The sequence below is a fragment of the Bordetella sp. BOR01 genome (assembly GCF_019218885.1).
Lineage (GTDB): Bacteria > Pseudomonadota > Gammaproteobacteria > Burkholderiales > Burkholderiaceae_B > Bordetella_A.
Genome location: NZ_JAHUWT010000004.1, coordinates 143,344 through 169,823 on the forward strand (window position 1 = coordinate 143,344; position 26,480 = coordinate 169,823).

Genomic DNA, 26,480 nt, shown 5'->3' on the forward strand with positions numbered 1-26,480 from the left:
TGCCGCCTTCACTTCCAGTCTTCATCATGCACCAGAACGGCTTTACCACCACGATTCTTCATTCCGACCGCCAGCAGTCCGTCGAGCACGGCGCCGTGCACAAGCCTATTCACACGTCGTCCGAGTTCGCCTACGCCGACGCGCGCGAACTGGCGGCGGTGTTCCAGGGCAAGGCCGGGTTCACTTACAGCCGCCAGGGTACGCCCACCACCAGCGCCCTGGAAGCCAAGATCAGCCAGATGGAAGGTGGCACCAGCTCGGTGTCGTTCGCCACCGGCATGGCGGCGCTGGCGGCGGTATTCAGTACGCTGCTGCGCAAGGGCGATCACCTGTTGTCCAGCCAGTATGTGTTCGGCAATACCAACAGCTTGCTGGGCACCCTGGCCGAACTGGGCGTCGAGATCAGTTACGTCGATCCTACCGATATCGCCCAGGTGCACGCCGCCTTGCGGCCCAATACACGCATGGTGTTCACGGAAACCATTGCCAATCCGGGCACCCAGTTGGCCGACCTGGCAGGCATCGGCGCGCTGTGCCGCGAACGCGGCCTGGTCTACATGATCGACAACACGCTTACCACGCCCTGGCTATTCCAGGGGCGTACGGTAGGGGCTTCGCTGGTCATGAATTCGCTGTCGAAGTACATCGGCGGCCATGGCGACGCCCTGGGCGGCACCATCACCGACACCGGCCTGTACGACTGGTCGGACTATTCCAATATCTACGACAGCTATCGCAAGGGCCCGCCCACCGGCTGGGGCTTGCTGCAGGTCAAGAAGAAGGGGCTGCGCGACATGGGCGGCACCTTGTCGGCCGATTCGGCGCACCGTATTGCCATCGGGGCCGAGACCCTGGCCTTGCGCATGGCCGCACATTGCAGCAATGCCCTGGCGCTGGCGCGCATGCTCGAAGCGCATCCGGGCGTGGCCAAGGTGCACTATCCGGGCCTGCCCAGCCATCCGCAACACCAGCGCGCCGCCGAGCTCTTCGGCCAGCGCTTCGGCGGCCTGCTGGGCATCGAGCTGGCGGACGGCGTCGATTGTTTCGATTTCCTGAACCGCCTGAAGATCGTATTGATGGCCACGCACCTAGGCGATACGCGCAGCCTGGCGCTACCCGCTGCGCACACCATTTATTACGAAATGGGGGCCGAACGCCGCGCGCAGATGGGTATTGCCGACAGCCTGATCCGGGTGTCGGTGGGGATCGAAGACCAGGCCGATCTGCTGTTCGATTTCGATCAGGCCTTGCAGGCCTGTCTGGCGTAATTCCGCGCCTTTCATTCCTGCGGGCCCCCCATGCTTATACAAATTGCCGATGTTTTCAGCGCCGATGAAGCGGTGCGGATACGCCAGCGCCTGGAGCAGGCCGACTGGGTGGATGGCCGGGCCACGGCCGGCCATCAGTCGGCGCAGGTCAAGCACAACCGCCAGTTGCCCGAGCAGCATCCGCTTGCCCAGGAACTGGGCGGGCTGATCCTGCAGCGCCTGTCGGCCAACAATTTGTTCATGTCGGCGGCGCTACCGCGCAAAATATTTCCGCCGCTGTTCAATCGTTACGAAGGGGGCGAGGCGTTCGGCTATCACGTCGACAATGCGGTGCGCGTGGTGCCGGGTACGTCCGAGCAAGTGCGCACCGACCTGTCGGCCACGCTGTTTTTCTCCGACCCCGATTCGTACGAGGGTGGCGAACTGGTGGTTGACGATACTTATGGTCCGCGCACGGTGAAGTTGCCCGCCGGGCACATGGTGCTGTACCCCGGCACCAGCCTGCACAAGGTCAACCCGGTGACGCGCGGCGCGCGTATCAGCGCCTTTTTCTGGATGCAGAGCCTGGTGCGGGAAGATGGCCAGCGCAGCCTGTTGCTGGACATGGACGTGGCCATCCAGCGCCTGAACCAGGATACACCCGGGCATCCCTCGATTGTGCAGCTCACGGGTATTTATCACAACTTGCTGCGCCGTTGGGGCGATGTGTGAGGCGCCGCACGGCGGCGTTGCGGGCAAGTCACGGAAACACCTACTCATAAGTAAGCTTATTGCGGAAAGCCGTAAAAGCCAGTGTTGGCGCGGCTTGCCACAAGCTTTCCTCTTGACAGCCGCTTCGACGCAAGGCCTAATACGTCTCTGCGTCGCTGACACTTCATCACAGCATTTGTTGTGCTGAAGTCTCCGCGACGCAGCAATTTTGCAGTTGCGCTTGGCCGTGCCCAGAAGCTTTCCACTCGTCCGTTCTTCCGTTTGCCGGCGTCGACGCCTACATGCGACGCCAGTGCACACCCGACAGAACCAATACCTTGTGAGGGGTAATCCTGAATGAACAAAACCGAACTCATCGATCATATCGCCAGCAAGGCCGATATTTCCAAGGCTGCCGCCGGCCGTTCGCTTGACGCCCTGATCGGTGCCGTCAAGACCACGCTCAAGAAGGGCGGTACGGTCACGCTGGTGGGCTTCGGCACGTTTGCCGTTTCGGCGCGCGCCGCTCGTACGGGCCGCAATCCGCGCACCGGCGAAACCATCAAGATCAAGAAGGCCAAGGTGCCGAAGTTCCGTCCGGGCAAAGCCCTGAAAGACGCTGTCAACTAAAAACGGCGTCGCGCGGCGCTTGGCGCCGTGACCCGAAAAAGCCCTTGAATCGGCGTGCCGCGCTGAGACTTCAAGGGCTTTTGTGTTTTCGCGGGTCCCGGAAACAAAAAGGCACTCGGACGAGACCGAGTGCCTGATGTGGGGGTGGTGGGTGCTACAGGGGTCGAACCTGTGACCTACGCCTTGTAAGGGCGCCGCTCTACCAACTGAGCTAAGCACCCCCGGTGCCGCATTTGCATGGCCGCCGATGCTATCGACGGCGGTTGCGCCGCGTTCATCAGCGCGGACGGCAGTATACCGGAGCCGGCAGGCCGCGGCAAATCGGGCAGGCCTACATCCCCGCGGGCATGGGATGCATCATGTTGGCGTTCATGTTGTGCAACACCCAGGCCGAACCGCCCACGATGATCGCAATGACGAACACGGCGAACACAAAGGCCGACAGATTGTCGCGCTGCGAGTGCGAGGCGCCCATGTGCAGGAAGAAGACCAATTGCACCAGCAACTGCGCCACGCAGAGCACGATGATGCCCGGCAAGGCCAGCGAACGCGGCACCGCGCCCGACATGGCCAGGCCGAACGACAGCAGGGTAAGGACGATGGAAAGGCCGAAACCCACCAGGTACGATTTCAGGGTGCCATGGGCGGCGCTGTCGTGGCCGTGATCGTGGCTTGCCGTGGCGGTGGCGTCGTGCGACATCAGAGCGCTCCCAGTAGGTAGACGAAGGTGAACACGCAGATCCAGACGATGTCCAGAAAGTGCCAGAACAGGCTCAGGCATGCCAGGCGGCGCGTATTGATCGCATCCAGGCCGTGGCGGCGCAGCATGTCGATCATCACCACGATCCAGACCAGCCCGAACGTCACGTGCAGGCCGTGGGTGCCGATCAGGGTGAAGAACGCCGACAAGTAGGCACTGCGTTGCGGCCCGGCGCCTTCGCTGATCAGGTGATGGAATTCATAGACTTCCATGGCGATGAAACCCGCCCCGAACAGGAAGGTGACCCATAGCCAGGCAATGACGCGGCTCTTGCGGCCGGCATGCAGGTTCAGCATGGCCATGCCGAACGTGAAGCTGCTGATCAAGAGCAGCATGGTCTCGACCAGCACGAACGACAGGTCGAACAGTTCCTTGCCGGTGGGACCGCCGGCGGTGGCTTGCGACAGCACGGCAAAGGTGGCGAACAGGACCGAGAAGATCAGCAGGTCGCTCATCAGGTAGATCCAGAACCCGAATACGGTCTTGGATCCGTCGTCGTGGTGTCCGGCGTGCCCGGACCCCTGGGGTAGGGTGGTGACGGCTTGGGTCATGGCTCAGGCGGCCTTTTGCATATTGGCGAAATGGGCGGACTCGATGCGCTCGACTTCCTGCGCGGGGACGTAGTAGTCGATGTCGCGGTCATAGGCTCGTACCAGGAAAGAGCCGATCATTCCCAGGAAACCGACGATGGCCAGCCACCAGATGTGCCAGATCAGCCCGAAGCACATCGCCAGTCCGAAGGCGCCGATGTAGACGCCGGCACCGGTGTTGCGCGGCATGTGGATGTCTTCGTAGCCCGCGGGCGGGGTGTCGGCCACGCCGTTCTGCTTGTTTTCCCAGTGCTGGTCCAGGTGCTCGACATGCGGCACGTGGGCGAAGTTGTAGAACGGCGCGGGCGAAGGAATGGACCATTCCAGGGTGCGACCGCCCCAGGGGTCGCCGGTGGTGTCCAGGTTCTGCTTGCGGTCGCGGATGCTGACGAACACCTGCTGCAGCATGAACCAGATGCCCAGGGCCACGAAGCAGGCGCCGATCAGGGCCACGATCAGGTACGGCTGCCACTCGGGGTTGTCGTAGTGGTTCAGGCGCCGCGTCATGCCCTTGAAGCCCAGGACATAGAGCGGCATGAAGGCCAGGTAGAAGCCCACCAGCCAGCACCAGAACGAGTACTTGCCCAGGCGCTCATTGAGCTTGAAGCCGAAGGCCTTGGGAAACCAGTAGGTCATGGCGGCGATGCAGCCGAACACCACGCCGCCGATGATGACGTTGTGGAAGTGCGCGATCAGGAACAGGCTGTTGTGCAGCACGAACGACACCGCGGGGATCGCCATCAGCACGCCGGTCATGCCGCCGATGACGAAGGTGACCATGAAGCCCAGCGTCCACAGCATGGGCGTCGTCATTTCCACCCGGCCGCGGTACATGGTGAACAGCCAGTTGAATATCTTCACGCCGGTCGGCACCGAGATGATCATCGTCATGATGCCGAAGAAGGCGTTGACGTTGGCCCCCGAGCCCATGGTGAAGAAGTGGTGCAGCCATACCAGGAACGACAGGACGCCGATCGCCGCGGTGGCATAGACCATCGACTTGTAGCCGAACAGCGGCTTCTTCGAGTAGGTGGCGACGATCTCGGAAAACGCGCCGAAGCACGGCAGGATCAGGATATACACCTCGGGGTGACCCCAGATCCAGATCAGGTTCACGTACATCATGACGTTGCCGCCCATGTCGTTCGTGAAGAAGTGCGTGCCCAGGTAGCGGTCGGCGGTCAGCAGGGCCAGCGTGGCCGCCAGCACCGGGAAGGCGGCTACGATCAGCACGTTGGTGACCAGCGCGGTCCAGGTGAACACGGGCATCTTCATCAGGCCCATGCCCGGTGCACGCATGCGCAGGATGGTCACGATGAAGTTGATGCCGCTCAGTGTGGTGCCCAGCCCCGATATCTGCAGGGCCCACAGGTAGTAGTCGACCCCCACGCCGGGGCTGTAGTCCAGCCCGGACAGCGGCGGGTAGGCCAGCCAGCCGGTGGCCGCAAATTCGCCGACGAACAGCGACATCATCATCAGCACCACGCCCGCCCCGAACAGCCAGAAGCTCAGCGAGTTCAGGAACGGATAGGCGACGTCGCGCGCGCCGATCTGCAGCGGCACGACGATGTTCATCAGGCCCGTGATGAATGGCATCGCCATGAAGAAGATCATGATCACGCCGTGGGCGGTGAAAATCTGGTCGTAATGGTGCGGTGGCAGGATGCCGGTGGAATCGCTCGAGGCCACGGCCAGTTGCGTGCGCATCATGATGGCGTCGGCAAAGCCGCGCAGCAGCATGACCAGGGCCACGATGATGTACATGATGCCGATGCGCTTGTGGTCGACAGTGGTGAACCATTCGGTCCACAGGTACTTCCATTTGCCGCAATAGCTGATGGCGCCCACCAGCGCCAGGCCCATGATGGCCACCATGGCCAGCGTGACCATGACAATGGGTTCATGGTACGGAACGGAATCCAGGGTGAGTTTGCCGAACATCAGTTGTTTCCTGCGATCAAATTCTGCGACGTGGGCGTGCAGGTCGCCGGATCCAGGCCGGCGATCTTGCTCATCTGGTTGTGCATGATGTAGTCGAACATGCCCGTGGGCGTGCTGGAATACTGCGTGACGGCCGCGTGCGTGCTGGGTGTGGTCAAGGCCTGGTAGGCCTCGGGCGTGAGCGGGTTGCCGGCCGCCTTGGCCTGGCCGATCCAGTCTTCAAAACCCTGCTGCGACGTGGCAATGGCCTTGAAGCGCATGCCCGAGAAGCCGCCGCCGCTGTAGTTGGCGGAAATGCCGGCGTAGGTGCCTGCTTCGCGGGCAATCAGGTGCAGCTTGGTTTCCATGCCGGCCATCGAGTAGATCTGGCTGCCCAGCTGGGGGATGAAGAACGAGTTCATCACCGAGGCCGATGTGATGCGGAATTGCACGGGCGCATCGACCGGGAACGCGATTTCGTTGACCGTGGCGATGTCGTAATCGGGGTAGATGAACAGCCACTTCCAGTCCAGCGAGACCACGTCGATGTTCACCGGCTTGACGGTGGATGCGATGGGCCGGTAGGGATCCAGCGCGTGCGACGAGCGCCACGTCAATACCGCCAGGATGGCCACGATGATGCAGGGCACCGTCCATACCACTACTTCGATGCGTGTCGAGTGCGCCCAGCGCGGCATGTACACCGCCTGCGTGTTCGAGGCACGGTATTTCCAGGCGAAATACAGCGTCATGATGATGACGGGCACCACCACCACGAGCATCAGCCCCAGGGCGGTCAGAATCAGGGTTTTTTCCTGGGCGCCGATGTCTCCCTTGGGAGAGAGCACTTCCATCGTGCAGCCGCCGAGCAGCATGAGCGCACCAACACCGAGCATGCGCCCGCAGGTGGCAAAGAAGGGGTGTTTCACGTACAGCCTTGAGGATGACGCCGTGGCCGGCAAGAATCGCATCACACGCCTTGCGTAAGGGCAAAGATGCGGTGAAGGCGCCATGCTAGCTGTTTGCTGCAGCGCAAAGATGCGACGAAAAGTCGCATCGAGCAGGCGCGAGAGGCCAGGTATAGCGGCGTAAGGGCCGGTTACCCCTGCAGGAACAGTATTTGCCCCGGCCAACTGGGTGCGACAACGTGTCGCACCCGATTTGGTTCAATCGAGGGTCAGATCGCGTTCGGGGCCGGGCTTCTTGGCCAGCTTGCGTTGCAGCGAGCGCCGATGCATGCCCAGCAGCCTGGCCGCGGCCGACACATTGCCGCCGCACTCGTGCAGGGCTTGCTGGATGTGTTCCCATTCCAGCCGGTGCAGCGGCGTCATGGTGGATTCGATGGCCACGGATTCGGCCTTGGCCAGCCCCAGGGTGCGCAGGATCATGGGCGCGGTGGCGGGCTTGGGCAGGTAGTCGTCGGCGCCGCGCTTGATGGCTTCGACGGCGGTGGCCACGCTGGCATAGCCGGTGACCAGCAGGATACGCATATCGGCCCGCAGCGCACGCAGCGGCCGGATCAGCGTCAGGCCCGAGTCTTCGCCCAGCCGCAGGTCGACCAGGGCGAACGCGGGCAGCATTTCTTCTGCCACGCGCAGGGCTTCGGCGATGCTGGTGGCCACGCGTGTTTCCAGGCCGTGGCGGGTCAGGCTGCGCTGCAGCGTGCGTACGTAGAGTTCGTCGTCGTCGATCAGCAGGCCGGCGTCGGTTGGGTTCATGCTTGAATTCCGGAGGCGCGCGGAGCACGGGGCTCCAGCGGCAAGTAAAAGCGGATGCGGGCGCCTCCTCCGTCGGCCGCAGTCATGGTCATTTCGCCGCCCAATTGTTCTACGGTAGCGTGCGATAAAGCCAACCCCACGCCCAGTCCGCCGGGCTTGCCGCTATGGAACAAGCTGGTGGCGGGCAGCAGGGAATGGTCGGGATCGAATCCGCGGCCATGGTCGCGCACTTCACCTTGCAGCGCGCCGTCGCGGTATTCGAGATGCAGGTCGACGCGCGAGTGCCCTTCGGCCTCGCCGGCGTCGGCCGCGTTGTTCAGCAGGGCTTGCAGCAAATGCGCGATGGCCGGCTCGACCCGCAGGGAAGCGGGCAGTTCGCCCGTGCGGTGCAAGTCGATGGTGGGACGCACCAGGCGCCACTGGCCCACCACGCGTACCAGGTCGACCTCGGTGGGCACCGCCAGGTTGCGGATGCGTTCGCGGCACAAAGCCAGCAACTGGCCCAGCAGCGCGACATCGGCCTGCAGGTCGTCGGTGCGGACTTCGGCGGCAATCTCGTCGGCCAGCAGCGTCATGGTGGCAAGCGGCGTGTTCAGCTCATGGGCCATGGCTGCGGCATGGGTGGCCAGCGCGACAATGCCTTCGTTGCGGGTGAAGCGTTCGCGCAGCGCCGCCAGTTCGCGTTCGCGGCTGCGCAGGTCTGCCGCCAGCCGGGTCGAGAAATACAGCACCACCATGGCCGAGATCAGGAAACTGGTGGCAATGCCCCACAAGATCAGCGCATAGGGATTGTGGTGTCCTTCCAGCGGGCGGCCCATCAGCGCCGAGACCGCGTACCCGACCAGGCAGGCCAGTGCCGCGGCCAGCGCCCAGCCGCGCGGCAACGCCAGCGCGGCCAGCGCGATCAGGATCAGGAACATCAGGCCGAACGGATTGTGGATGCCGCCGCTCCAGCCGACCATCCAGGACAGCACGGTAATGTCGACCAGCAAATGCGCGAAGGCCGTGCCGGGCGCGATTTGGCCGCGGCTGCGGCGCACGCGCAAGCTGGCGTAGAGGTTGAATGCCACCAGCACCGCCACGCCGCTCCAGAGCGGTTGCAGCGGCAATTCGAGCCCCAGCAGGCCGCTGGCGACCAGCACGGTCGCGGCCTGGCCTGCGATGGCCAGCCATCGCAGGCTGCACAGGGTGCGCAGGAAGGAATTGGCGGAACTACCGGACATAATGAAAACCAGGGACCGGCGCAGGCCGGTTGGCGGCCGGGAAGCCGGACGCAGGGTGGCGTCCGCGGCCGGAGTTGCCCGCTGCTGGGCGGGACAAGGCGCGCGCCCAAGGACTGGGCGCGGTTGCCGCATTGTATTGCGAATTGGCGCCCGCTGCTGCGCTGCAGCGAAAACGGGTTGCCGGCCCCGGGCGGGCGCAAGCATACTGGCGCCTGGGGCGTCCGGTTGCAGCGCCCGTTGGCCCAGCTCGGAGTGCTTCATGACTGAATCGAATCGTCCCCGTATCGGCATCGAATACTGCACGCAGTGCCAATGGCTGTTGCGAGCCGCCTGGATGGCGCAGGAGCTGTTGTCGACCTTCGGCACCGACCTGGGGGCGGTGACGCTGGTGCCGGGCACGGGGGGAGTATTCCGCATCCATTATGACGACAGCCTGCTCTGGGACCGCACAGTCGACGGCGGGTTCCCCGACGCCAAGGTCCTGAAGCAGCGCGTGCGCGATCGCCTGGATCCGCAGCGCGACCTGGGGCACATCGACCGCGCGGGGCGGACCGGCGATTGAACTGCGGCAGGCCGTGCCAGAAAGTGTGTGCGAATCATTCGCATTTAATATAATATGTTGGACTTGGAATTTGCCGGCCCCGGCGTTTCCCGGCGTGGTGCCGGTTGCGCGGCCGGACATCATTGATGCTTTTCGGCTGATTCATGCCTCGTCTTCAACACGGTTGGTCCGCTCGTTCGCAGTCTTCCCTGGCTTTACGCGCTGGTGCCGGTCTTACGGTACTGGCGGCGCACATGGCAGTGATCGGGGCGATCTACTGGATGCCCGACGAAAGCCCGCCGCAACTGCTCGAACCCGAGGCAGTGATGGTCAGCGTGATCGAGGCGCCCCTGCCGCAAGTCGCCAAGGCCGAGCCCACGGTTGAGCCGCAGCCCGAACCCGAGCCGGAACCCGAGCCAGAACCTGAGCCCGAGCCCGAACCCGAACCGGTGATAGAGCCCGAGCCCGAGCCAGTCATCGAACCCGAGCCCGAACCCGAGCCGGTGGTGGAAAAAGCGCCCGAGCCGGCGCCCAAACCCAAGCCGAAGCCCAAACCGAAACCCAAACCCAAGCCGAAGCCCAAGCCCAAGATCGAGAAACCGGTCGAGGCACCCAAGGTCGAGACGCCGCCCACCGGCGCGCCCGAAGGTGCGCAGGTGACGCAGGCTCCGGTGCAGGGCCCGCCGCCGGACGAACCCATCATGGTGTCCAGCGTCGAGTACCTGGGACGCCGTCCCCTGCCGGTCTATCCCATGACCTCCAAGCGCCTGCGCGAAGAGGGCCGGGTAGTGGTGCTGGTGGAAATCAATACACAAGGGCTGGTCGAGCGGGCCACCATCGACCAGTCGTCGGGCCATACCCGGCTCGATGAGTCGGCCCTGACGGCGGCGCGCAAGGCGCGCTTCAAGCCCCTGACCCGCAATGGCGTGGCGTATCCGGCCAAAGCCAAATTACCGTTCGATTTCGTGATGAGGAACTGAGATGTCCAACGCTATGCATAACGCCATTCTGGTGGCGCAGGCGAGCACCGCGCCAGCGGCGCCTGGCGCCGCCGCCCCGGCGGCAGCCGCCACCGCCGCGCCGGCGGTTTCCGGAGCCGCGCCGGCTGTGCAGCAAGCTGCCGACGCCCTGAACCAGGCCGCTCCGGCGCTGTCGCAGGCTGCCGACACGGCCCAGCAAGCAGCCGCCGCGCTGCCGCCGCCGCTACCCATACCGGCCGACATGGGCTTCCTGCATTTCGTGGCCCAGAGCGATTTTGTCGGCAAGACGCTGTTCGCCATCCTGATCATCATGTCGCTGGTCACCTGGTACCTGATCCTGGTGAAGTTCGTCAGCAACCTGCGCATGCGCCGCCGTTCGTCAGACTTCCTGAACAAGTTCTGGAATTCCAGTTCGCTCGAGCAGGTCGAGAACGAGATCGTTACGCACGGCGCGCGCGACCCATTCTCGCACCTGACCAGCCATGCCGTGCATGCGCAGACCCACCATGCCAAGTTCGGCGCCACCAAGCTCGAAGAAAGCGGCGCCAACGGCGAATTTGTCATGCGCACCATGCGCAAGGTCATCGACGAAGAGACAGCCAAGCTTGAAAACGGCCTGACCGTGCTGGCATCGGTGGGCTCGACGGCGCCGTTCGTGGGGCTGTTCGGCACGGTGTGGGGCGTGTACCACGCGCTGGTCGGCATCGGCCTGGCCGACGGCGTCACCATCAACCGTATCGCCGGGCCGGTGGGCGAAGCCCTGATCATGACCGGCCTGGGCCTGGCGGTGGCCATTCCCGCCGTGCTGGCCTACAACGCCTTCGTACGCGGCAATCGCGTGTTCCTGTCGCGCCTGGATGCCTTTGCCCACGACTTGTTCGCCTTCCTGAGCACCGGCCAGCAAGTGGTGCTGTCCGATGGCAAGGTGCGCGCCCTGCGCCGCCAGGGTAATGTGGCGGCCACCCGGGGAGCCGAATAATGGCTTTCGGCAGCTTCGACAGCAAGGGTCCGGGCAGTCACACCGTGTCGGAAATCAACATGGTGCCGCTGATCGACGTGATGCTGGTGCTGCTGGTGATTTTCATCATCACGGCGCCTTTGATGGCGCACTCGATCCGCATCAACATGCCGCAAGTCAGCGCCGAGCAGATCCAGGACGAGCCCAAGAGCATCGACCTGGCCATCAATCCGGCCGGCGACCTGTTCTGGGACGAGAAGCCGGTTGCCATCGACGATCTGCCCAACCGCTTCCTGAGCCTGGCGCAGACCAAGCCGCAGCCCGAGTTGCGTATCCGCGCCGACATGAATACGCGTTACGAGACGCTGGCCAAGGTGATGGGGGCGGCCCGCCGCGCGGGCTTGTCGCGCATCGGCTTCATTACCAATCCGACCCCCGGCGGGGTTGCACCGGTGGACGGGGCGACACCTGGCGGCACGCCCGCCACTCCGGGAGCCGTGCCGGCTCCGGCGGCTGCCACGCCGGCACCGGCTCAGGCGCCGGCTGCGACACCCGCTCCGGCGAATTGACCGGCCGGCTTCATGCGCCATTACCCGTCCGTGCCATCTTCGCGCTAGAATCGCCGCATGCGAGTTCTTGTAATCGAAGACGACACGACCCTGGGCCATGCGCTCCAGGAATTCCTGGCCGATCAAGGCTATGCGGTCGACTGGCTGACCGATGGCGACAAGGTGTTGGGCGCCCTGGCAGGGCAGTCCTACGACCTGATGCTGCTCGACCTGAACCTGCCCGGCCGCAGCGGCCTGGATGTGCTGCGCCAGTTGCGCCAGGACGGCAACCAGGTGCCCATCCTGATCGTCACCGCCCGCGACGGCCTGGACGACCGCGTGGCGGGCCTGGACGCCGGCGCCGACGACTACGTCACCAAGCCCTTCGACCTGCCCGAGCTGGCGGCCCGCGTACGAGCCTTCGGGCGGCGGCGCGCCGGCCAGGCGCAGCCCCTGATCGAGGCCGGCACTCTGACTTTCGATACCGTGGGCCGCGAAGTGCGGGCCAATGGCCAGCGCCTGTCGCTATCGGTGCGTGAACTGTCGGTGCTGGAAATGCTGATGGCGCGCGCCGGCCGCGTGGTTACCAAGCGCCAGATCGTCAATTCTCTTTCAGCCTGGGACGCCGACTTCAGCGAGAACGCCGTGGAAGTCTATGTCTATCGCTTGCGCAAGCGCCTGGAAGGCACCGGTGCCAGTATCCAGACGGTGCGCGGCTTCGGGTATATGCTGGACACCGATCCGGCGTGAATACACCGCGCCGGCCCACGCGCTCTGTCGCCCGGCCGGCGCCTTCCACCATGCCGGATTCCTCTTCCCCCGATTCTGCCGCGCCGCTCGGCGCACGCTGGCAACTGCCTCGCGGCTCGTTGGCGCGCTATCTGGTAAAGCGCCTGCTGCCGCCCATCCTGGTGCTGGTGGCGCTGGATTTGCTGGCTACCTGGGTCATCAGCCACAAGTTCGACATGGCGGGCTGGATGCTGGAAGACTTCTTCTGGCTGATGGTGGGAGGCCAGGCAATCCTGGTGGGTGTGTTCGCGGGCGTGATCGTGCAGGGGGTGCGTTCGGGGCTGCGCTCGGTCAACCACCTGTCCGACGAAATACGGCAGCGCTCCATCGACGACATGCAGCCCCTGGAAGTGGCCGGCGTGCCGGTCGAGATCGAGCCCCTGGTCACCCACACCAATGACTTGCTGCGGCGCCTGGATGCTTCACTGGCGGCGCAGCGGCGCTTCATCGGGCATGCCGCGCATCAACTGCGCACACCCCTGAGCGGCCTGCGCATGGAATCCGAACTGATGCTGGCGCGCCCATTGCCGGACGACGTGCGCGCGCGTGCCGAGCGCATCAAGGCGGTCAGCGACCGCATGATACGCCTGGGGCAGCAATTGCTGGTGCTAGCGCGTTCCGATCCGAATGCGCGCCCGCAAGACAGTTTCGTGCGCATCGACTTGTGCGAATGGGTGCGGGCCAGCGGCGCAGAATGGATTCCCCACGCGCGCGCCGCGCAGTTCGAGATCGACCTGGTGGCGCCGGACCACGCCGTCTGGATCGATGGCGACCCGCTGTTGCTGGATGAACTGCTGGGCAACCTGATCGACAACGCGCTGCGCTACGGCAAAGGAGCCGGGCGGATCACGCTGACCGTGGCCGTGAACCCGCCGACGCTGACCATCGAGGACGACGGCCCCGGCATCCCGGGCGACGAGCGCGAGCGCGTATTCGAGGCGTTCTACCGGTCGCCGGGCAGTACCGCGGGCGGTTCGGGGCTGGGCCTGGCGATCGTGCGCGAGATCGCCCATGCCCACGGCGCGTGGTGGAAGCTGACCAGCCGCCCCGAGTATCCCGGCACCCGTTTGTCCGTGGTATTTCCCGGCCCCCGCAAGGGAGCGCAACTGACTCGTCACGATCGCGCTTTATGACATCACAACATCCAGGCGTCCTGGCGCCTCACGGCCAGGTACCCTCGTCGAAAGCGGCGTTGATCATGGGGGCGCTGGGCGTGGTCTATGGCGACATCGGCACCAGCCCCCTGTACACGCTGCGCGCCTGTCTGGTGGGCTTTGCCGACCTCGAGCCCGCCCATGTCCTGGGGGTGCTGTCGATTCTTTTCTGGCTGCTGATGCTGGTGGTGTCGTTCAAGTACGTCACCCTGATATTGCGTGCCGACAACCGGGGCGAGGGCGGCACACTGGCCCTGCTGGAACTGGCGGTGCGCGGGCGGCAGGGGCCGGCCCGCTGGCTGCTGATCGTGCTGGGCATTTTCGGCGCGTCGCTGTTCTATGGCGACAGCATGATCACGCCGGCCATCTCGGTATTGTCGGCCATCGAAGGCGTGGGGGTGGTCTCGCACACACTGGACCCCTGGATCGTGCCCATGTCGCTGGTGGTGCTGATCCTGCTGTTTGCCATCCAATCGCGCGGCACGGGCGCCATGGGCAAGCTGTTCGGCCCGGTGATGGGGGTATGGTTCGTCACGCTGGCGCTGCTGGGCGGCTGGCAGATCTGGCAGGCCCCGCAGATACTCCAGGCGCTCAATCCGGTGTGGGCCCTGCGTTTCATCGATGACTTTCCGCTGGGCAGTTTCCTGCTGCTGGGCGCGGTGGTACTGGCCCTGACAGGGGCCGAGGCCTTGTACGCCGACATGGGCCATTTTGGCCGGCCGGCGATCCGGCGCGCCTGGTTTGCCATGGTGCTGCCCGCGCTGGTGCTCTGCTACTTCGGCCAGGGCGCATTGCTGCTGCGCGAGCCGCAGGCAATCCGCAATCCCTTTTTCCTGATGGCGCCCGAATGGGGCCTGGTGCCGCTGGTGGTGCTGGCCACGATTGCCACGGTCGTGGCTTCGCAGGCGGTCATCTCGGGGGCCTATTCGGTGACACGCCAGGCCGTGCAATTGGGGTTCTGGCCGCGCATGCAGATCTTGCACACGTCGGCGGCCGAGAAGGGGCAGATCTACCTGCCGCAGGTCAATGCCTTGCTGTTGGTGGCGGTGCTGATCCTGGTATTGTTGTTCCAGGATTCCGAGAGCCTGGCGGCTGCCTACGGCTTCGCGGTGACCGGCACCATGCTCGTTACCACGGTGCTGGCGTTCTCGGTGCTGCCACGCGGCGCCACCGGCGGGCGTCGGGTGCTATGGCTGGCAGTGCTGGGCGTGCTGCTGGTGGTCGACCTGCTGCTGTTCGGTGCCAATATCTTCAAGATCCATGAAGGCGGCTGGCTGCCGCTGCTGGTAGGCACGGTGGTGTTCATGCTGATGATGACCTGGCGCCGTGGCCGCACCCTGCTGGCCAACATGCAGCGGCGCGACCACCAGCCATTGACGGAATTCATGACCCAGCTCGAGGCATTCCCGCCGGCACGGGTGCCGGGCACGGCCATCTTCATGACGATGAATCCGGGCGTCGTGCCGGCTGCGTTATTGCACAACCTGAAGCACAACAAGGTGCTGCACGAGCACGTGCTGTTCCTGACCATACGGGTGGAGGATGTGCCGTACGCCTCGGCGGACGAGCGTTTCGATGTAGAGCAGATCAGTCCATCGTGCTGGCAGGTGGTGGTGCACTACGGCTTCAAGGAAGACCCGGACGTGCCCGTGGTGCTCAGGCTGGTGGCCGAGGCGTATCCCGAGATCGACCTGGAGCCGATGCGCACGTCGTATTACTTGTCACGCCAGACGGTAGTGGCCGCCAAGCGGCCAGCCATGCAGCGCTGGCGGCGCAGCATATTCGCCTTCATGGCGCGCAACGGCACGCGGAGTACGAAATTCTTCAAGATTCCACCTAATCGGGTGGTGGAAATGGGAATGCAGGTGGAACTGTAGTCTCGCTGTGGGTTGTTTTTCTGGCCCCGCCCCGACTCGCACCGAATGCCATCCATCCATTGCCGGGATGGGCGCGGTCATTCAGTACGTGGCTGGCGAGGAGGCTCGAATTCGACAGGTGATGGTTCGGCGCGCCAAGTATTCGACACTGATACTTGAAAGGTGCCCCGCGCATGTCACCATCTGAATGCAATCGTCGGCCACGCTGGGCGGCCGACGATTGCGGCACCGTGCATTTCTCTTCTTTTCGTTGATCGGCCTACGAAGCGCAAGAACCCCCGCCACCCGGACCGACGCCTCGATAGCTCAACAACACGAACTACAACGCGATCTACTTCTTGCCATCCTTCAGTTGCGGCAACGCAGCCCCGGTAGCCGGCGCCAGCAACCCCGTCTGCACGTAGGTAAACAACTTATCCCGCGTGTCGATGATGTCCAGGTTCCGCATGGTGAGCTGTCCGATGCGGTCGGCCGGCGAGAAGGTCGACTCGCCTTTTTCCATGGTCAGGCGCTCGGGCTTGTACGTCAGGTTGTCCGACACGGTGTTCAGGATGGAATAGTCGTTGCCGCGGCGCAGTTCGACGGTGACTTCGCCGGTGATGGCGCGCGCCACCCAGCGCTGGGCGGTTTCGCGCAGCATGATGGCTTGCGGGTCGAACCAGCGGCCTTGGTACAGCAGGCGGCCCAGCTTGCGGCCGTTTTCGCGGTACTGTTCGATGGTGTCTTCGTTGTGGATGCCGGTGACCAGGCGTTCGTAGGCGATGAACAGCAGCGCCAGGCCCGGGGCTTCGTAGATGCCGCGGCTCTTGGCCTCGATGATGCGGTTCTCGATCTGGTCGCTCATGCCCAGGCCGTGGCGCCCGCCGATGCGGTTGGCTTCCAGCATCAGCTCGACCGGATCGCTGTATGCGACGCCGTTCAGGGCCACGGGCTGGCCCTCTTCGAAGCGCACCGTGACTTCTTCGGCCTTGACCGGCACGTCGTCGCGCCAGAAGGCCACGCCCATGATGGGCTGGACGATCTTGATGCCCGAGTTCAGGTGCTCGAGGTCTTTGGCCTCGTGGGTGGCGCCCAGCATGTTGGAGTCGGTGGAATAGGCTTTCTCGGCCGACATCTTGTAGTCGAAGCCGGCTTGCCGCATGTATTCCGACATTTCTGCGCGGCCGCCCAGTTCGTCGATGAACAGCTGGTCGAGCCAGGGCTTGTAGATCTTCAGGTCGGGGTTCGTGAGCAGGCCGTAGCGGTAGAAGCGCTCGATGTCGTTGCCTTTGTACGTGCTGCCATCGCCCCAGATGTTGACGCCGTCTTCCTTCATGGCGGCCACCAACATGGTGCCGGTGACGGCACGGCCGATGGGCGTGGTGTTGAAGTAGGTGATGCCGGCGGTGGAAATGTGGAAGGCGCCTGCTTGCAGCGCGGCGATACCTTCGGCCACCAATTGCGCGCGGCAGTCGACCAGGCGGGCGTTCTCGGCGCCGTATTCCATGGCGCGGCGCGGGATTGCATCATAGTCGGCTTCGTCGGGTTGCCCCAGATTGGCCGTATAAGCGTAGGGAATGGCCCCCTTGTTGCGCATCCACAGCAGCGCAGCGCTGGTGTCCAGGCCGCCCGAAAAGGCAATGCCGACCTTCTGGCCGACGGGAAGGTTAGGGAGGATAGTGGTCATTGTGTGATCAGGGCGGCAGCTGGCTGCGGGTTATGCGGTTGAACCTGGCATTTTAGCGCGTTTGGGTGGGGGGATTGTTCTTGCGCCGTCCCGTGGCGCACGGGCAGGCTGCCCCGCCGCCCGGCTCGCCACCGCCGCTGCCTGCCCGTGCGCCACGGGACGGCGATGGTGATCAATCGAATCGTCGGGAGCACTGGCTTGCGAAGGGCTTTACCTGTCTTGGCTGGATGTCAGGCACTTGGCAGGGCTTGGAAATCAGTCGAGCTGGCCCAGCAGCAGGAATTCCATCAGGGCCTTCTGGAGGTGCAGGCGGTTCTCGGCTTCGTCCCAGACGACGCTCTGGGGGCCGTCGATGACTTCGCCCGTGACTTCTTCGCCGCGGTGGGCCGGCAGGCAGTGCATGAAGACAGCCTGGGCGTCGGCGGCAGCCATCATTTCGGCGTCGACGCACCAGTCGGCGAAGGCGGTGCGGCGCGCGTCGTTTTCGGCTTCGTAACCCATGCTGGTCCAGACGTCGGTGGTGACCAGGTGCGCGCCGCGGCAGGCTTCGATGGGGTCGGCGAACTGGCGCAGCACGCCGGCCGGCGGGGTGCCCACGCGGGCCGGGTCGAGCTCATAGCCGGGCGGGGTGGACACGTGCAGGGCGAAACCCAGCATTTCAGCCGCCTGCAGCCAGGTGTACGACATGTTGTTGGCGTCGCCGATCCAGGCCACGGTCTTGCCGGCGATGGGGCCGCGATGCTCGATATAGGTGAAGATATCGGCCAGGATCTGGCAAGGGTGGTATTCGTTGGTGAGGCCGTTGATGACCGGTACGCGCGAATGCGAGGCAAAGCGTTCGATACGGGTTTGCTCGAACGTGCGGATCATGACGATGTCGACCATGCGCGAAATAACGCGCGCGGTATCTTCGATGGGTTCGGCGCGGCCCAGTTGCGAATCGTTCGAGGTCAGGTTGATGACCGAACCGCCCATCTGGTACATGCCCGCCTCGAAAGAGACCCGGGTGCGGGTACTGGCTTTCTCGAACACCATGGCCAGGGTGCGGTCGTGCAGCGGCATATGGGGCTCGTAGCGCTTGAATTTGTCTTTGATCAAGCGGGCACGGTCGAGCACATAGGCGATTTCGGCGGGAGAGAAGTCCCGGAACTGCAGGAAATGCCGCAAGGGGCCAGTCTGGTGCGTGGGAGGTGTCATGATCGGAACGGCGAAGCCAAAAGACCAATCATATACAATTCGCGGCGCGGGCCGCATCTTTGATGCATGGCCAGTCTGGAACCTGCATACGCAGCCCGTGGTGAAAAAATCATGGCAACTCGCGTCAAACAATTCGTCATCCACGGTGTCACCGAGAGCGGGGCCCGGTTTCGTCCCAGCGACTGGGCCGAACGCCTGGCCGGCGTCATGGCACAGTTCCGTCCGCCCGGCTCGACCGGCAGCCACCTGACCTATTCGCCCTATGTCCTGCCCGTCATGATCGATGACGTGCGTGGCGTCGTGGTCGACTTGCGCCTGCGCGACCTCGAACCCCTGGCCTACAAGTTCGTGGTCGACTTCGCCCACGATAACAAGCTCAAGACGGAAGAGCGCGAAATCTGAGGCGCACAGCGAAAAAGCCGCGGGACACGCGGCTTTTTTCATTGGCGGGCGACGGCTTGCGGGCCGGCACGCCCGCAAGCCTGCTCAATCGACCGGGGTGACCAGCTTGCCGGTCTGCAAGTACGATTGCAGGTTTTCCAGCATCAGGTCTTCCATGGCCAGGCGGGTTTCGTAGGTGGCGCTGCCGATGTGCGGCAACAGCACCGAGTTGTCGCTGGCCTTCAGGGCATCGGGCACGTTGGGCTCGTGCTCGAACACGTCCAGCGCGGCGCAGCCCAGCTTGCCGTTCTCCAGCGCCGTGGTCAGGGCCTGTTCGTCGATGACGGGGCCGCGCGCGATATTGACGATGATGCCCTTGGGCCCCAGCGCCTCGATGACCGCGCGGTTGACCAGGTGCCGGGTGTCCGGGCCGCCCACCGTGGCCACCACCAGGAAATCGGCCCAGCGGGCCAGCTCGACCAGCGATGCCTCGTAGCCGTACGGCACATCGCTGCGGGCGCGGCGGTTGTGGTAGCGGACCTCCATGTCGAAGCCGTCGCCGCGCCGGGCAATGGCCTGGCCGATGCGGCCCAGCCCGATGATGCCCAGCTTCTTGCCGCTGACACGGGTACCCAGCGGAATGCTGCCATGCACCTGGCCCCAGCGGCCGGCGCGCACGTAGCGGTCGCCCAGCGTCATGCGGCGTGCGCCCGCGATGATCAGGCCCCAGGCCAGGTCGGCCACGCAGTCGGTCAGCACGTCCGGCGTATTGCTGACCAGCACGCCGCGCTGGCGGGCGGCCTGTACGTCGATGGTTTCATAACCCACGCCCCAACTGCAGATGGCCTTCAGGTCGGGCAGGGCGGCGATCAGTTCGGCGTCGGCGCCGATGGATGCCGAAGTGACCAGGGCGGTGATGCCCTTGCCGTGTTCGGCCAGCGCGGCCTTGCGGTCGCCGTGCTTCCAGAGTTCGAAGACATCGTAGCCGTCGGCCAGCCGCTGGTTCGCTGAAGGAGAGCCGGACAGGGAGCCGACCTGGAGTATGCGTTGCTTGGTCATGTCGTTCGCGCGGATCGTGGAGGAAAACGCAAATGCTACTTGATTCGGGGCGCGGGCGGCCAGTATGTCCGCCCGCGCCGGGCTTGCGGCCTACTGCAATTGGATGCCGCCGTCTTTGATCACCTGCTTCCAGCGCTTGACTTCAGCCTGCTGGAACTGGGCGAATTCTTCGGGCGAATTGGCCACGACCTCGAAACCCAGCCCTTGCAGGGTCTTGGTGACGTCCGGTTCGCGCAGCGTCTTGCGCAATGCATCTGACAGCGTCTTCACGACCGGGGCCGGGGTGTTCCTGGGCACCGCGAAGCCTTGCCAGGAATAGACGACCATGTCTTTGATGCCGGCTTCGGCCAGGGTGGGCACATCGGGCAGTTCGGCGGCGCGCGTATCGCCAGTGATGGCCAGTGCCTTCAGTTTGCCCGCCAGCACGTGCTTCTGCACCGCGCCCAGGTTCTGGAACGAGACATTGACCTGGGCGCCCAGCAGGTCGGCGATGGCCGCCGCGCCGCCACGGTAGGGCACATCGACGCCGGTGGTGTCGGTGCGCTGGCGGAACAGGATGGCCGACAGGTGGTCCGACGAGCCCGTGCCGGACGAGGCGTACGAGACTTCGCCGGGATGCTTCTTGGCGTATTCCACCAGTTCGGCCACGGTGTTGGGCGGGAACGAGGGCGGCGCCACCAGGATATTGGGGTTGCGCACCGCCTGCGTCAGGTACGCGAAATCCTTGCTGGGGTTGTAGGCCAGTTCTTTGTACAGCGCCTCGTTGATGGCGAAGGTGCCGATCGAACCCACCATCATGGTGTACCCGTCGGCCGTGGAACGGGCCAGCGCCTGGGCGCCGATGGCGCTGTTGGCGCCGGGCTTGTTCTCGGCCACGAAGCTTTGGCCCAGAAGCTTCTGCATGCCCGGCATGACCGAGCGCGCGGTGATGTCGGATGAGCCGCCTGGCACGAAAGGCACGATGATGGTGACCGGCTTTTCGGGAAACGAGGCCGCGTGGGCGGGGGGGCCGCCCAGCAAGGCCAGGCTGGCGGTCGCGATAGCGCTGATCAGTTTGTTCACGATGTCTCCTGGTGCGCGTGTTGTTGGATGAGCCGCCGGCCACGCGCTCCGGCGGCTTGGGAAAGCGGCGGGGGGCGGGTCAGTCGACCCGCGCGCCCGATTGTTCGACGACCTTGGCCCACTTGGCGGCTTCAGCGGCTATGAACTGCTTGAATTGCGCGGGCGTCATGGCGGACGGAACCGCGCCCAGCGCGGCAAAGCGCTCGCGCACGGCGGGGTCTTGCAGGATTTTCGCCACGTCGCGCTGCACTTTGTCGACGACCGCCGGCGGCGTGCCATCGGGCGCCAGCAGGCCGAACCAGCTAGAGGCGTCGTAGCCTGCCACGCCGGCCTGGGCCAGGGTGGGCACGTCGGGCAGGGCCGGCGAACGTTCGGCGCTGGTGACGGCCAGCGGGCGCAGCTTGCCGGCTTTCAGGAAGCCCATCGACGACGGCAGGTTGTCGAAGATCAGATCGGCCGAGCCGCTCATGACGTCGGTCAGCGCCGGGCTGCTGCCTTTGTACGGCACGTGGGTCATCCTGGTGCCGGTCATGGCCTGGAACAGTTCGCCGGACAAGTGAGTAGAGGTGCCATTGCCGGTCGAGGCCATGTTGACCTTGCCGGGATTGGCTTTCAGGTAGGCGATCAGATCGGCCACCGACCGGATATTGTGCTTGTCGACGAAGGCCGGGTTCAGTTCCAGGATGTTCGGTACGGGAATCACCAGCGTCACTGGCGTGAAGTCGCCCACCGGGTCATAGGGCAGCTTGGCATACACCGACTGGTTGATGGCGTGGGTGCTGACGGTGCCCATCAGCAGGGTGTAGCCGTCGGCCTCGGCACGGGCCGCTTCGGCGGTGCCCACGTTGCCGCCCGCGCCGGCGCGGTTCTCGACCACTACCGGTTGTTTCCAGGTCTTGCCCAATTCGGCAGCCACCACGCGGGCCGCGATATCGGTGGTGCCGCCCGCCGGGAATGGCACCAGGATGGTGACCTGGCGCGCGGGGTAGGCATCGGCCGCCTGCGCCATGGGTGCAGCCACCAGCGCTGCGGCCGCGCATATGCCGGCCAACAGGGTACGGAATGGAAAATCGACAAGCATTGTGGTGTCTCCTCGGGGTGCGCCTGGTGGCGCATCTTGCGGGCGGTACGCCGTGCAGTGGGGCGGGTCGTCGACACGGCCCGCAGCGGCGCAATTCCCATGGTTGGACTCTTGTAAGACAAATATAGGTATTGAGCTTTTACTTGTCAACCAAGTATACTTTTTTCGACATCTACTTCGACAACAGGGCTTCCAGGAGTTACCGCCATGAAAACCACCCCGGTCACCGCCGCCGATCTGCAGCGTTCCGTTATTGCCGTTCCGCCGCTGGCGCGCAAGGCCGACCTGTCGCTGGATACGAACGCCAACCAGGCGCTCTTGCGCCACTTGGAACAAGGCGGCGTGCGCAGCGTGATGTATGGCGGCAATGCCAACTTCTACAACGTGGGCGTAAGCGAATATGCGCGCGTGGTGGATTTCCTGGCCGAGACGGCGGGCGAGGACACCTGGGTGCTGCCCTCGGCCGGGCCGGACTACGGCAAGCTGATAGACCAGGCGGCCATCCTGCGCACGCGCGCGTTTCCCACCGCCATGCTGCTGCCCATGTCATTCCCGTATACCGATGCCGGGCTGGCCGACGGCATCCGGCGCTTCAGCGACGCGCTGGGCAAGCCGGTGGTGGTGTACCTGAAATCGTCCGGCTACCTGGCGCCTGATACGGTGGCCGGCCTGGTCGACGAAGGCCGCATCGTGGCCTTGAAATACGCCGTGGTGCGCGACGACCCGAGCGACGACCCGTATCTGTCGACGTTGCTGAAAGCCGTGGATTCGCGTTGGCTGGTCAGCGGCAGTGGCGAACGTCCGGCCATTACGCACTTTCGCCAGTTCGGGCTCAAGAGCTTCACGTCGGGGTCGGTGTGCGTGGCGCCGCGCGGCTCGATGCGCCTGCTGCGCCTGCTGCATGAAGGCCGTTTCGACGAGGCCGAGCAGGTGCGCACGCACTACCTGGGGCTGGAAGACTGCCGCGACGAGATCAGTCCGATCCGCGTGCTGCACGATGCCGTGACGCTGTCGGGCGTGGCCGGCATGGGACCGATGCTGCCGCTCCTGACCGGACTGTCCGAAGCCGAACGCCAGCGCGTGGGCCCGGTGGTGCGCAGCCTGCTGGAATGGGACAAGGAGCCCGCCACCGCCTAGCTTTCTTGGCGCGCGCCCGCACTCGCGCAAGTTTTCCCGCACCACGACAAACCGGAGACATGCATGCACGATGCCGATATGCGGCCGCCACGGCCGGCCTTCCAGGGAATGCTGTCCGCTGGCGATGCGCCGGCGGATCCGTCGCGCCGCCGGCTGCTGGCCGGCGCGGGTGCCGCTGCGGTGGCCGTGCTGCCGGGCCAGGCGTACGCCTGGCAGCCGGCCGCGGCCTATCCGGATCCGGCTATCCAGGTGCTGGACCCGGCCTTCGAGCCTTACCGCCTGTTCAATGCCGGCGTGGAACGCATCGCCACCGGCATGCGCTGGGCCGAAGGGCCGGTCTGGTTCGGCGATGGCCGTTTCCTGCTGTGGAGTGACATTCCCAACAATCGCATCATGAAGTGGGAAGAGGAAACCGGCGCGGTCAGCGAATTCCGCAAACCGTCGAACTACGCCAATGGCAATACACGCGATCGCCAGGGCAGGTTGGTGACGTGCGAACACTTGACGCGTCGCGTCACGCGTACGGAATACGACGGATCGGTCACGGTACTGATGGACAACTACCAGGGCAAGCCGCTGAACTCGCCCAACGACGTAGTCTGCCATTCCGATGGTTCGATCTGGTTCTCGGACCCGCCCTTCGGTATCGGTGGCAACTACGAGGGCCGCAAGGCCACGGCCGAATTGCCGCATACCGTCTACCGCATCGATGCGGCCTCGGGCAAGGGCGAGGCCATGATCACCGACCTGAAGGGCGCCAACGGGCTGTGCTTTGCGCCGGATGGGTCGCAGTTGTACGTGGTGGAAGGCCGCGCCACCCCCAATCGGCTGATCCACGCCTACGAAGTGGCCGATGGCGGGGCCGGGTTGGGCAATCGCCGCGTGTTCCTGGATGCGCAGGGCGGCACCATCGACGGCATGCGCTGCGATGCCGATGGCAACCTGTGGTGTGGCTGGGGCATGGGCGAGGACAAGGATGGCGTGATGGTAGTGTCGCCGCAGGGCAAGCGGCTGGGCCATATCCACTTGCCCGAACGCTGCGCCAACCTTTGCTTTGGCGGCGCCCAGCACAACCGCCTGTTCATGGCATCTTCGCATTCGATCTATGCCTTGTACGTCAGCACACAAGGGGCGGCGGCCGGCTGAGCGACCGGCGCCCGACAGTGGTATATAGATGAATGGCGCCCGCAACGCGCCGGTATCTCGCAACGCAGAAAGGGGAGTGAGGTGATACGCAAGAAATCGGCTGGCGCACCGGCGCCGGCCGCGGCAGCAACAGCGACAGAGGCCGGCACATTGGTGCTCGAGCGTGGCCAGCGCGTGCGGCTGGCTGACCAACTGTACGGCCAGATCTTCGAACAGATCGCCGGCGGCAGCCTGAACGTAGGCGACAAGCTGCCTTCGGAACACGAAATTTGCGAACGCTTCGGGGTGTCGAGGCCGGTCGTGCGCGAGGCGCTGCTGCGCTTGCGCGCCGATGGCCTGGTCACCGCCCATCAAGGGCTGGGCACCTTCGTCAGCCACCAGCCCGCGCCGCGCCTGAAGACATTCAGCGATGTGCAGAATGTCGGCGCCTATCTGCGAGCGCAAGAAGTGCGCGTGGCCCTGGAAGGCGACGCGGCCCGCTTGGCCGCGCAGCGCCGCACCGACGAAGAACTGCGCCGTATTGCCGATGCGCATGCGGCCTTCGTCGACGAACTCGAGCGTGGCCACGTATCGCCCGAGGCCGACCTGGCGTTCCATGCCAGCATCGCGCAGGCCACCGGCAACGACTACTACCTGGGCGTGCTGGAATCCATTCACGAATCCATCAGCGGCTTCATGCGCCTGACGCTCAGCCTGACCCGCACCGGTTCGCGCCAGCGCGCGCAACGCGTGGCCGACGAGCACGCCGCGATCCTGGGCGCGATTCGCGAACAGGATGGTGAACGGGCCCGCGTAGCCATGCAGTTCCACCTGGGCCAGGCTCGTCATCGCCTGGTCGACCGCGAACGAGACTAGGCGGTCGCCCGCACCGGGCCGATCGTGCAAGCATAAAATGGGCGCAAGGCCCGAAGGAGACGAGCAGTGCAGGGCAGCAGTGGTGTGCAATTGGCAACGGTGGATGTGCCTGCCGGACAGGTGCGGGAACAGATTCTGCAGGTTCTGAACGCCTGGGGCATGGCGGCCGACCTGGCCGCCACCACGGCCGACCTGATGACCGAGACCGACTTGCTGGGCATCGATTCGCACGGAATCTCGATGCTGCCCTCGTACGAGGCCAAGCTGCGGGCGGGTACGCTGCGCATCGATGCGCGTCCGCGCGTGGTGCGCGATGCGTTGTCGACCGCGTTGCTCGACGGCATGGGCGGGCTGGGTTACCCGGTGGCGGCGCAGGCCATGCAGTTGGCGGTGGACAAGGCTCTTGAGCATGGCGTGGGCGCGGTGGCGGTACGCAACTCGCATCATTTCGGCGCGGCCGGCGTCTACGCCCGCATTGCGGTGCGGCGCGGGGTGGTCGGGCTGGTGACCAGCAGCGCCACCACCTTGATCATGGTGCCGACCCATGGCACGGCCCCGGTGCTGGGCACCAATCCGATCGCCTTCGCCGCGCCGGCGGCGCAGAACGAACCCTTCGTGCTGGACATGGCCACCACCACGGTGGCGGCCAACAAAGTGAAGGTGTACGACTTCCATGGCAAGCGCCTGCCCGAAGGCTGGGCGGTGGACGGGCAGGGGGCAAGCGTGACCGACTCTGCGCGGGCCATGCAATATATCTTCGAGCGGCCCGACGGCGGCCTGACGCCGCTGGGCGGCACCGCTGCCATGAGCAGCCACAAAGGCTATGGCCTGGCCGTAATGGCCCAGATACTGGGCGGCACCCTGGGCGGCAGCGCCATGGCGGCACGCCGTGCCGCCGTGCGCCAGCCTGGCGAGCCCGATGACATAGGCCATTTCTTCCTGGCGCTCAATCCAGATGCCTTCCGGGAATCGGGCTCATTCGAGGAAGACGTAGACGACGTGATCGACCTGTTGCACGACACGCCCGCTGCCGATCCGGCGCAACCGGTGCAGGTGGCGGGTGAGCCCGAAGCCGCCGAGCGCCAGCGCCGCCTGCGCGACGGCATTCCCATTCCCGAAGCCTTGGCACAGCGGTTGCGGGCATTGTGCGAACGCGGCGGCGTACCCTATGTGCTGGGTGCCTGACGAACTTCCCGAAACGACACGGCCATACCGCCGGACCACGACGACTCATCGAAGGACTCCGCCTC

General features: G+C 64.9%; 26 protein-coding genes and 1 tRNA gene. 15 read left to right on the forward strand and 12 right to left on the reverse strand.

The annotated features are described in order from the left end of the window. The first annotated feature begins 26 nt into the window (after positions 1–26). The 3 genes from KW845_RS22395 (at position 27) to KW845_RS22405 (ending at position 2,588) form a co-directional block, all read left to right on the forward strand. A complete protein-coding gene (locus tag KW845_RS22395; RefSeq protein ID WP_218371582.1) occupies positions 27–1,268 on the forward strand; it encodes a cystathionine gamma-synthase family protein in 1,242 nt (413 codons plus the stop codon). A gap of 30 nt (positions 1,269–1,298) precedes the next feature. Further along, positions 1,299–1,979 (forward strand): Fe2+-dependent dioxygenase, encoded by a 681-nt coding sequence (locus tag KW845_RS22400; protein WP_218371583.1) that lies wholly within the window; start codon positions 1,299–1,301, stop codon positions 1,977–1,979. A gap of 336 nt (positions 1,980–2,315) precedes the next feature. Continuing rightward, positions 2,316–2,588 (forward strand): HU family DNA-binding protein, encoded by a 273-nt coding sequence (locus tag KW845_RS22405; protein ID WP_003812968.1) that lies wholly within the window; start codon positions 2,316–2,318, stop codon positions 2,586–2,588. A 145-nt stretch (positions 2,589–2,733) separates the two neighbouring features. On the opposite strand, the gene KW845_RS22410 is transcribed toward KW845_RS22405, so the two are convergent. From KW845_RS22410 to KW845_RS22440, 7 genes are all read right to left on the reverse strand, one after another. After that, positions 2,734–2,809, reverse strand: a tRNA-Val gene (locus KW845_RS22410). Between the two features lie 110 nt (positions 2,810–2,919). After that, positions 2,920–3,288 carry a cytochrome o ubiquinol oxidase subunit IV gene (cyoD, locus tag KW845_RS22415; RefSeq protein WP_218371584.1) on the reverse strand — a complete coding sequence of 123 codons (369 nt, stop codon included), beginning with the start codon at positions 3,286–3,288 and terminating at the stop codon, positions 2,920–2,922. Beyond that, positions 3,288–3,899: a cytochrome o ubiquinol oxidase subunit III gene (gene cyoC, locus KW845_RS22420; RefSeq protein ID WP_218371585.1), complete on the reverse strand. Its 612-nt coding sequence runs from the start codon at positions 3,897–3,899 to the stop codon at positions 3,288–3,290. Before cyoC ends, cyoD begins: the two co-directional genes overlap by 1 nt. A 3-nt stretch (positions 3,900–3,902) precedes the next feature. Then, positions 3,903–5,879, reverse strand: a complete 1,977-nt coding sequence (gene cyoB, locus KW845_RS22425; RefSeq protein ID WP_218371586.1) for a cytochrome o ubiquinol oxidase subunit I — start codon at positions 5,877–5,879, stop codon at positions 3,903–3,905. Beyond that, positions 5,879–6,787, reverse strand: coding sequence for a ubiquinol oxidase subunit II (gene cyoA, locus KW845_RS22430; RefSeq protein WP_218371587.1), 909 nt, complete (start codon positions 6,785–6,787; stop codon positions 5,879–5,881). The genes cyoB and cyoA overlap by 1 nt, the downstream gene beginning before the upstream one ends. A 237-nt stretch (positions 6,788–7,024) precedes the next feature. Continuing rightward, positions 7,025–7,576 carry a response regulator transcription factor gene (locus tag KW845_RS22435; protein WP_218371588.1) on the reverse strand — a complete coding sequence of 184 codons (552 nt, stop codon included), beginning with the start codon at positions 7,574–7,576 and terminating at the stop codon, positions 7,025–7,027. Then, positions 7,573–8,799: an ATP-binding protein gene (locus tag KW845_RS22440; protein ID WP_218371589.1), complete on the reverse strand. Its 1,227-nt coding sequence runs from the start codon at positions 8,797–8,799 to the stop codon at positions 7,573–7,575. The genes KW845_RS22435 and KW845_RS22440 overlap by 4 nt, the downstream gene beginning before the upstream one ends. A gap of 259 nt (positions 8,800–9,058) precedes the next feature. On the opposite strand from KW845_RS22440, the gene KW845_RS22445 reads away from it, so the two are divergent. The 7 genes from KW845_RS22445 to KW845_RS22475 all read left to right on the forward strand — a co-directional run bounded on the left by KW845_RS22445 (position 9,059) and on the right by KW845_RS22475 (position 15,646). Next, positions 9,059–9,361, forward strand: a complete 303-nt coding sequence (locus KW845_RS22445; protein ID WP_218371590.1) for a SelT/SelW/SelH family protein — start codon at positions 9,059–9,061, stop codon at positions 9,359–9,361. Between the two features lie 143 nt (positions 9,362–9,504). Further along, the gene (locus tag KW845_RS22450) at positions 9,505–10,320 is read left to right on the forward strand and encodes an energy transducer TonB (RefSeq protein ID WP_218371591.1); all 816 of its coding nucleotides are present in this window, start codon (positions 9,505–9,507) and stop codon (positions 10,318–10,320) included. Position 10,321: 1 nt separating this feature from the next. Continuing rightward, positions 10,322–11,299 carry a MotA/TolQ/ExbB proton channel family protein gene (locus KW845_RS22455; protein WP_218371592.1) on the forward strand — a complete coding sequence of 326 codons (978 nt, stop codon included), beginning with the start codon at positions 10,322–10,324 and terminating at the stop codon, positions 11,297–11,299. Beyond that, positions 11,299–11,847 carry a biopolymer transporter ExbD gene (locus KW845_RS22460; RefSeq protein WP_218371593.1) on the forward strand — a complete coding sequence of 183 codons (549 nt, stop codon included), beginning with the start codon at positions 11,299–11,301 and terminating at the stop codon, positions 11,845–11,847. Before KW845_RS22455 ends, KW845_RS22460 begins: the two co-directional genes overlap by 1 nt. 57 nt (positions 11,848–11,904) lie before the next feature. Then, the gene (locus KW845_RS22465) at positions 11,905–12,576 is read left to right on the forward strand and encodes a response regulator transcription factor (protein WP_218371594.1); all 672 of its coding nucleotides are present in this window, start codon (positions 11,905–11,907) and stop codon (positions 12,574–12,576) included. Positions 12,577–12,626: 50 nt separating this feature from the next. After that, positions 12,627–13,748: a HAMP domain-containing sensor histidine kinase gene (locus KW845_RS22470; RefSeq protein WP_218371595.1), complete on the forward strand. Its 1,122-nt coding sequence runs from the start codon at positions 12,627–12,629 to the stop codon at positions 13,746–13,748. Further along, complete coding sequence (locus KW845_RS22475) at positions 13,745–15,646, forward strand: potassium transporter Kup (RefSeq protein ID WP_218371596.1); 1,902 nt, start codon at positions 13,745–13,747, stop codon at positions 15,644–15,646. The genes KW845_RS22470 and KW845_RS22475 overlap by 4 nt, the downstream gene beginning before the upstream one ends. Before the next feature lie 331 nt (positions 15,647–15,977). On the opposite strand, the gene argG is transcribed toward KW845_RS22475, so the two are convergent. Further along, positions 15,978–17,312: an argininosuccinate synthase gene (gene argG / locus KW845_RS22480; protein WP_218371597.1), complete on the reverse strand. Its 1,335-nt coding sequence runs from the start codon at positions 17,310–17,312 to the stop codon at positions 15,978–15,980. 255 nt (positions 17,313–17,567) lie between these two features. Next, complete coding sequence (gene argF / locus KW845_RS22485) at positions 17,568–18,509, reverse strand: ornithine carbamoyltransferase (RefSeq protein ID WP_218371598.1); 942 nt, start codon at positions 18,507–18,509, stop codon at positions 17,568–17,570. Between the two features lie 111 nt (positions 18,510–18,620). On the opposite strand from argF, the gene KW845_RS22490 reads away from it, so the two are divergent. Further along, the gene (locus KW845_RS22490) at positions 18,621–18,911 is read left to right on the forward strand and encodes a DUF3579 domain-containing protein (protein ID WP_218371599.1); all 291 of its coding nucleotides are present in this window, start codon (positions 18,621–18,623) and stop codon (positions 18,909–18,911) included. Between the two features lie 84 nt (positions 18,912–18,995). Here KW845_RS22490 and KW845_RS22495 read toward each other — a convergent pair whose 3' ends face one another. From KW845_RS22495 to KW845_RS22505, 3 genes are all read right to left on the reverse strand, one after another. Continuing rightward, positions 18,996–19,949, reverse strand: coding sequence for a 2-hydroxyacid dehydrogenase (locus KW845_RS22495; RefSeq protein ID WP_218371600.1), 954 nt, complete (start codon positions 19,947–19,949; stop codon positions 18,996–18,998). 90 nt (positions 19,950–20,039) lie between these two features. Beyond that, positions 20,040–21,011, reverse strand: a complete 972-nt coding sequence (locus KW845_RS22500) for a tripartite tricarboxylate transporter substrate binding protein (RefSeq protein ID WP_218371601.1) — start codon at positions 21,009–21,011, stop codon at positions 20,040–20,042. Between the two features lie 79 nt (positions 21,012–21,090). Further along, positions 21,091–22,092: a tripartite tricarboxylate transporter substrate binding protein gene (locus KW845_RS22505; protein WP_218371602.1), complete on the reverse strand. Its 1,002-nt coding sequence runs from the start codon at positions 22,090–22,092 to the stop codon at positions 21,091–21,093. A gap of 207 nt (positions 22,093–22,299) precedes the next feature. On the opposite strand from KW845_RS22505, the gene KW845_RS22510 reads away from it, so the two are divergent. From KW845_RS22510 to KW845_RS22525, 4 genes are all read left to right on the forward strand, one after another. Next, the gene (locus KW845_RS22510) at positions 22,300–23,229 is read left to right on the forward strand and encodes a dihydrodipicolinate synthase family protein (RefSeq protein ID WP_218371603.1); all 930 of its coding nucleotides are present in this window, start codon (positions 22,300–22,302) and stop codon (positions 23,227–23,229) included. A gap of 63 nt (positions 23,230–23,292) precedes the next feature. Then, a complete protein-coding gene (locus tag KW845_RS22515; protein ID WP_218371604.1) occupies positions 23,293–24,375 on the forward strand; it encodes an SMP-30/gluconolactonase/LRE family protein in 1,083 nt (360 codons plus the stop codon). A gap of 81 nt (positions 24,376–24,456) precedes the next feature. Next, positions 24,457–25,230, forward strand: a complete 774-nt coding sequence (locus KW845_RS22520) for a FadR/GntR family transcriptional regulator (RefSeq protein WP_218371605.1) — start codon at positions 24,457–24,459, stop codon at positions 25,228–25,230. A gap of 66 nt (positions 25,231–25,296) precedes the next feature. Next, positions 25,297–26,415 (forward strand): Ldh family oxidoreductase, encoded by a 1,119-nt coding sequence (locus KW845_RS22525; RefSeq protein ID WP_218371606.1) that lies wholly within the window; start codon positions 25,297–25,299, stop codon positions 26,413–26,415. The last annotated feature ends 65 nt before the right edge of the window (positions 26,416–26,480 follow it).

Excerpts from the sequence above, each read along its gene's own strand:
- cyoB (WP_218371586.1), bottom strand. The coding sequence starts at position 5,879 with ATGTTCGGCAAACTCACCCTGGATTCCGTTCCGTACCATGAACCCATT.
- KW845_RS22395 (WP_218371582.1), top strand. The coding sequence starts at position 27 with ATGCACCAGAACGGCTTTACCACCACGATTCTTCATTCCGACCGCCAG.
- KW845_RS22455 (WP_218371592.1), top strand. The coding sequence starts at position 10,322 with ATGTCCAACGCTATGCATAACGCCATTCTGGTGGCGCAGGCGAGCACC.
- KW845_RS22450 (WP_218371591.1), top strand. The coding sequence starts at position 9,505 with ATGCCTCGTCTTCAACACGGTTGGTCCGCTCGTTCGCAGTCTTCCCTG.
- KW845_RS22435 (WP_218371588.1), bottom strand. The coding sequence starts at position 7,576 with ATGAACCCAACCGACGCCGGCCTGCTGATCGACGACGACGAACTCTAC.
- argG (WP_218371597.1), bottom strand. The coding sequence starts at position 17,312 with ATGACCACTATCCTCCCTAACCTTCCCGTCGGCCAGAAGGTCGGCATT.
- KW845_RS22400 (WP_218371583.1), top strand. The coding sequence starts at position 1,299 with ATGCTTATACAAATTGCCGATGTTTTCAGCGCCGATGAAGCGGTGCGG.
- cyoD (WP_218371584.1), bottom strand. The coding sequence starts at position 3,288 with ATGTCGCACGACGCCACCGCCACGGCAAGCCACGATCACGGCCACGAC.
- KW845_RS22515 (WP_218371604.1), top strand. The coding sequence starts at position 23,293 with ATGCACGATGCCGATATGCGGCCGCCACGGCCGGCCTTCCAGGGAATG.
- KW845_RS22445 (WP_218371590.1), top strand. The coding sequence starts at position 9,059 with ATGACTGAATCGAATCGTCCCCGTATCGGCATCGAATACTGCACGCAG.
- KW845_RS22440 (WP_218371589.1), bottom strand. The coding sequence starts at position 8,799 with ATGTCCGGTAGTTCCGCCAATTCCTTCCTGCGCACCCTGTGCAGCCTG.
- cyoC (WP_218371585.1), bottom strand. The coding sequence starts at position 3,899 with ATGACCCAAGCCGTCACCACCCTACCCCAGGGGTCCGGGCACGCCGGA.
- KW845_RS22460 (WP_218371593.1), top strand. The coding sequence starts at position 11,299 with ATGGCTTTCGGCAGCTTCGACAGCAAGGGTCCGGGCAGTCACACCGTG.
- KW845_RS22405 (WP_003812968.1), top strand. The coding sequence starts at position 2,316 with ATGAACAAAACCGAACTCATCGATCATATCGCCAGCAAGGCCGATATT.
- KW845_RS22465 (WP_218371594.1), top strand. The coding sequence starts at position 11,905 with ATGCGAGTTCTTGTAATCGAAGACGACACGACCCTGGGCCATGCGCTC.
- KW845_RS22505 (WP_218371602.1), bottom strand. The coding sequence starts at position 22,092 with ATGCTTGTCGATTTTCCATTCCGTACCCTGTTGGCCGGCATATGCGCG.
- KW845_RS22475 (WP_218371596.1), top strand. The coding sequence starts at position 13,745 with ATGACATCACAACATCCAGGCGTCCTGGCGCCTCACGGCCAGGTACCC.
- KW845_RS22495 (WP_218371600.1), bottom strand. The coding sequence starts at position 19,949 with ATGACCAAGCAACGCATACTCCAGGTCGGCTCCCTGTCCGGCTCTCCT.
- KW845_RS22490 (WP_218371599.1), top strand. The coding sequence starts at position 18,621 with ATGGCAACTCGCGTCAAACAATTCGTCATCCACGGTGTCACCGAGAGC.
- KW845_RS22470 (WP_218371595.1), top strand. The coding sequence starts at position 12,627 with ATGCCGGATTCCTCTTCCCCCGATTCTGCCGCGCCGCTCGGCGCACGC.
- argF (WP_218371598.1), bottom strand. The coding sequence starts at position 18,509 with ATGACACCTCCCACGCACCAGACTGGCCCCTTGCGGCATTTCCTGCAG.
- KW845_RS22510 (WP_218371603.1), top strand. The coding sequence starts at position 22,300 with ATGAAAACCACCCCGGTCACCGCCGCCGATCTGCAGCGTTCCGTTATT.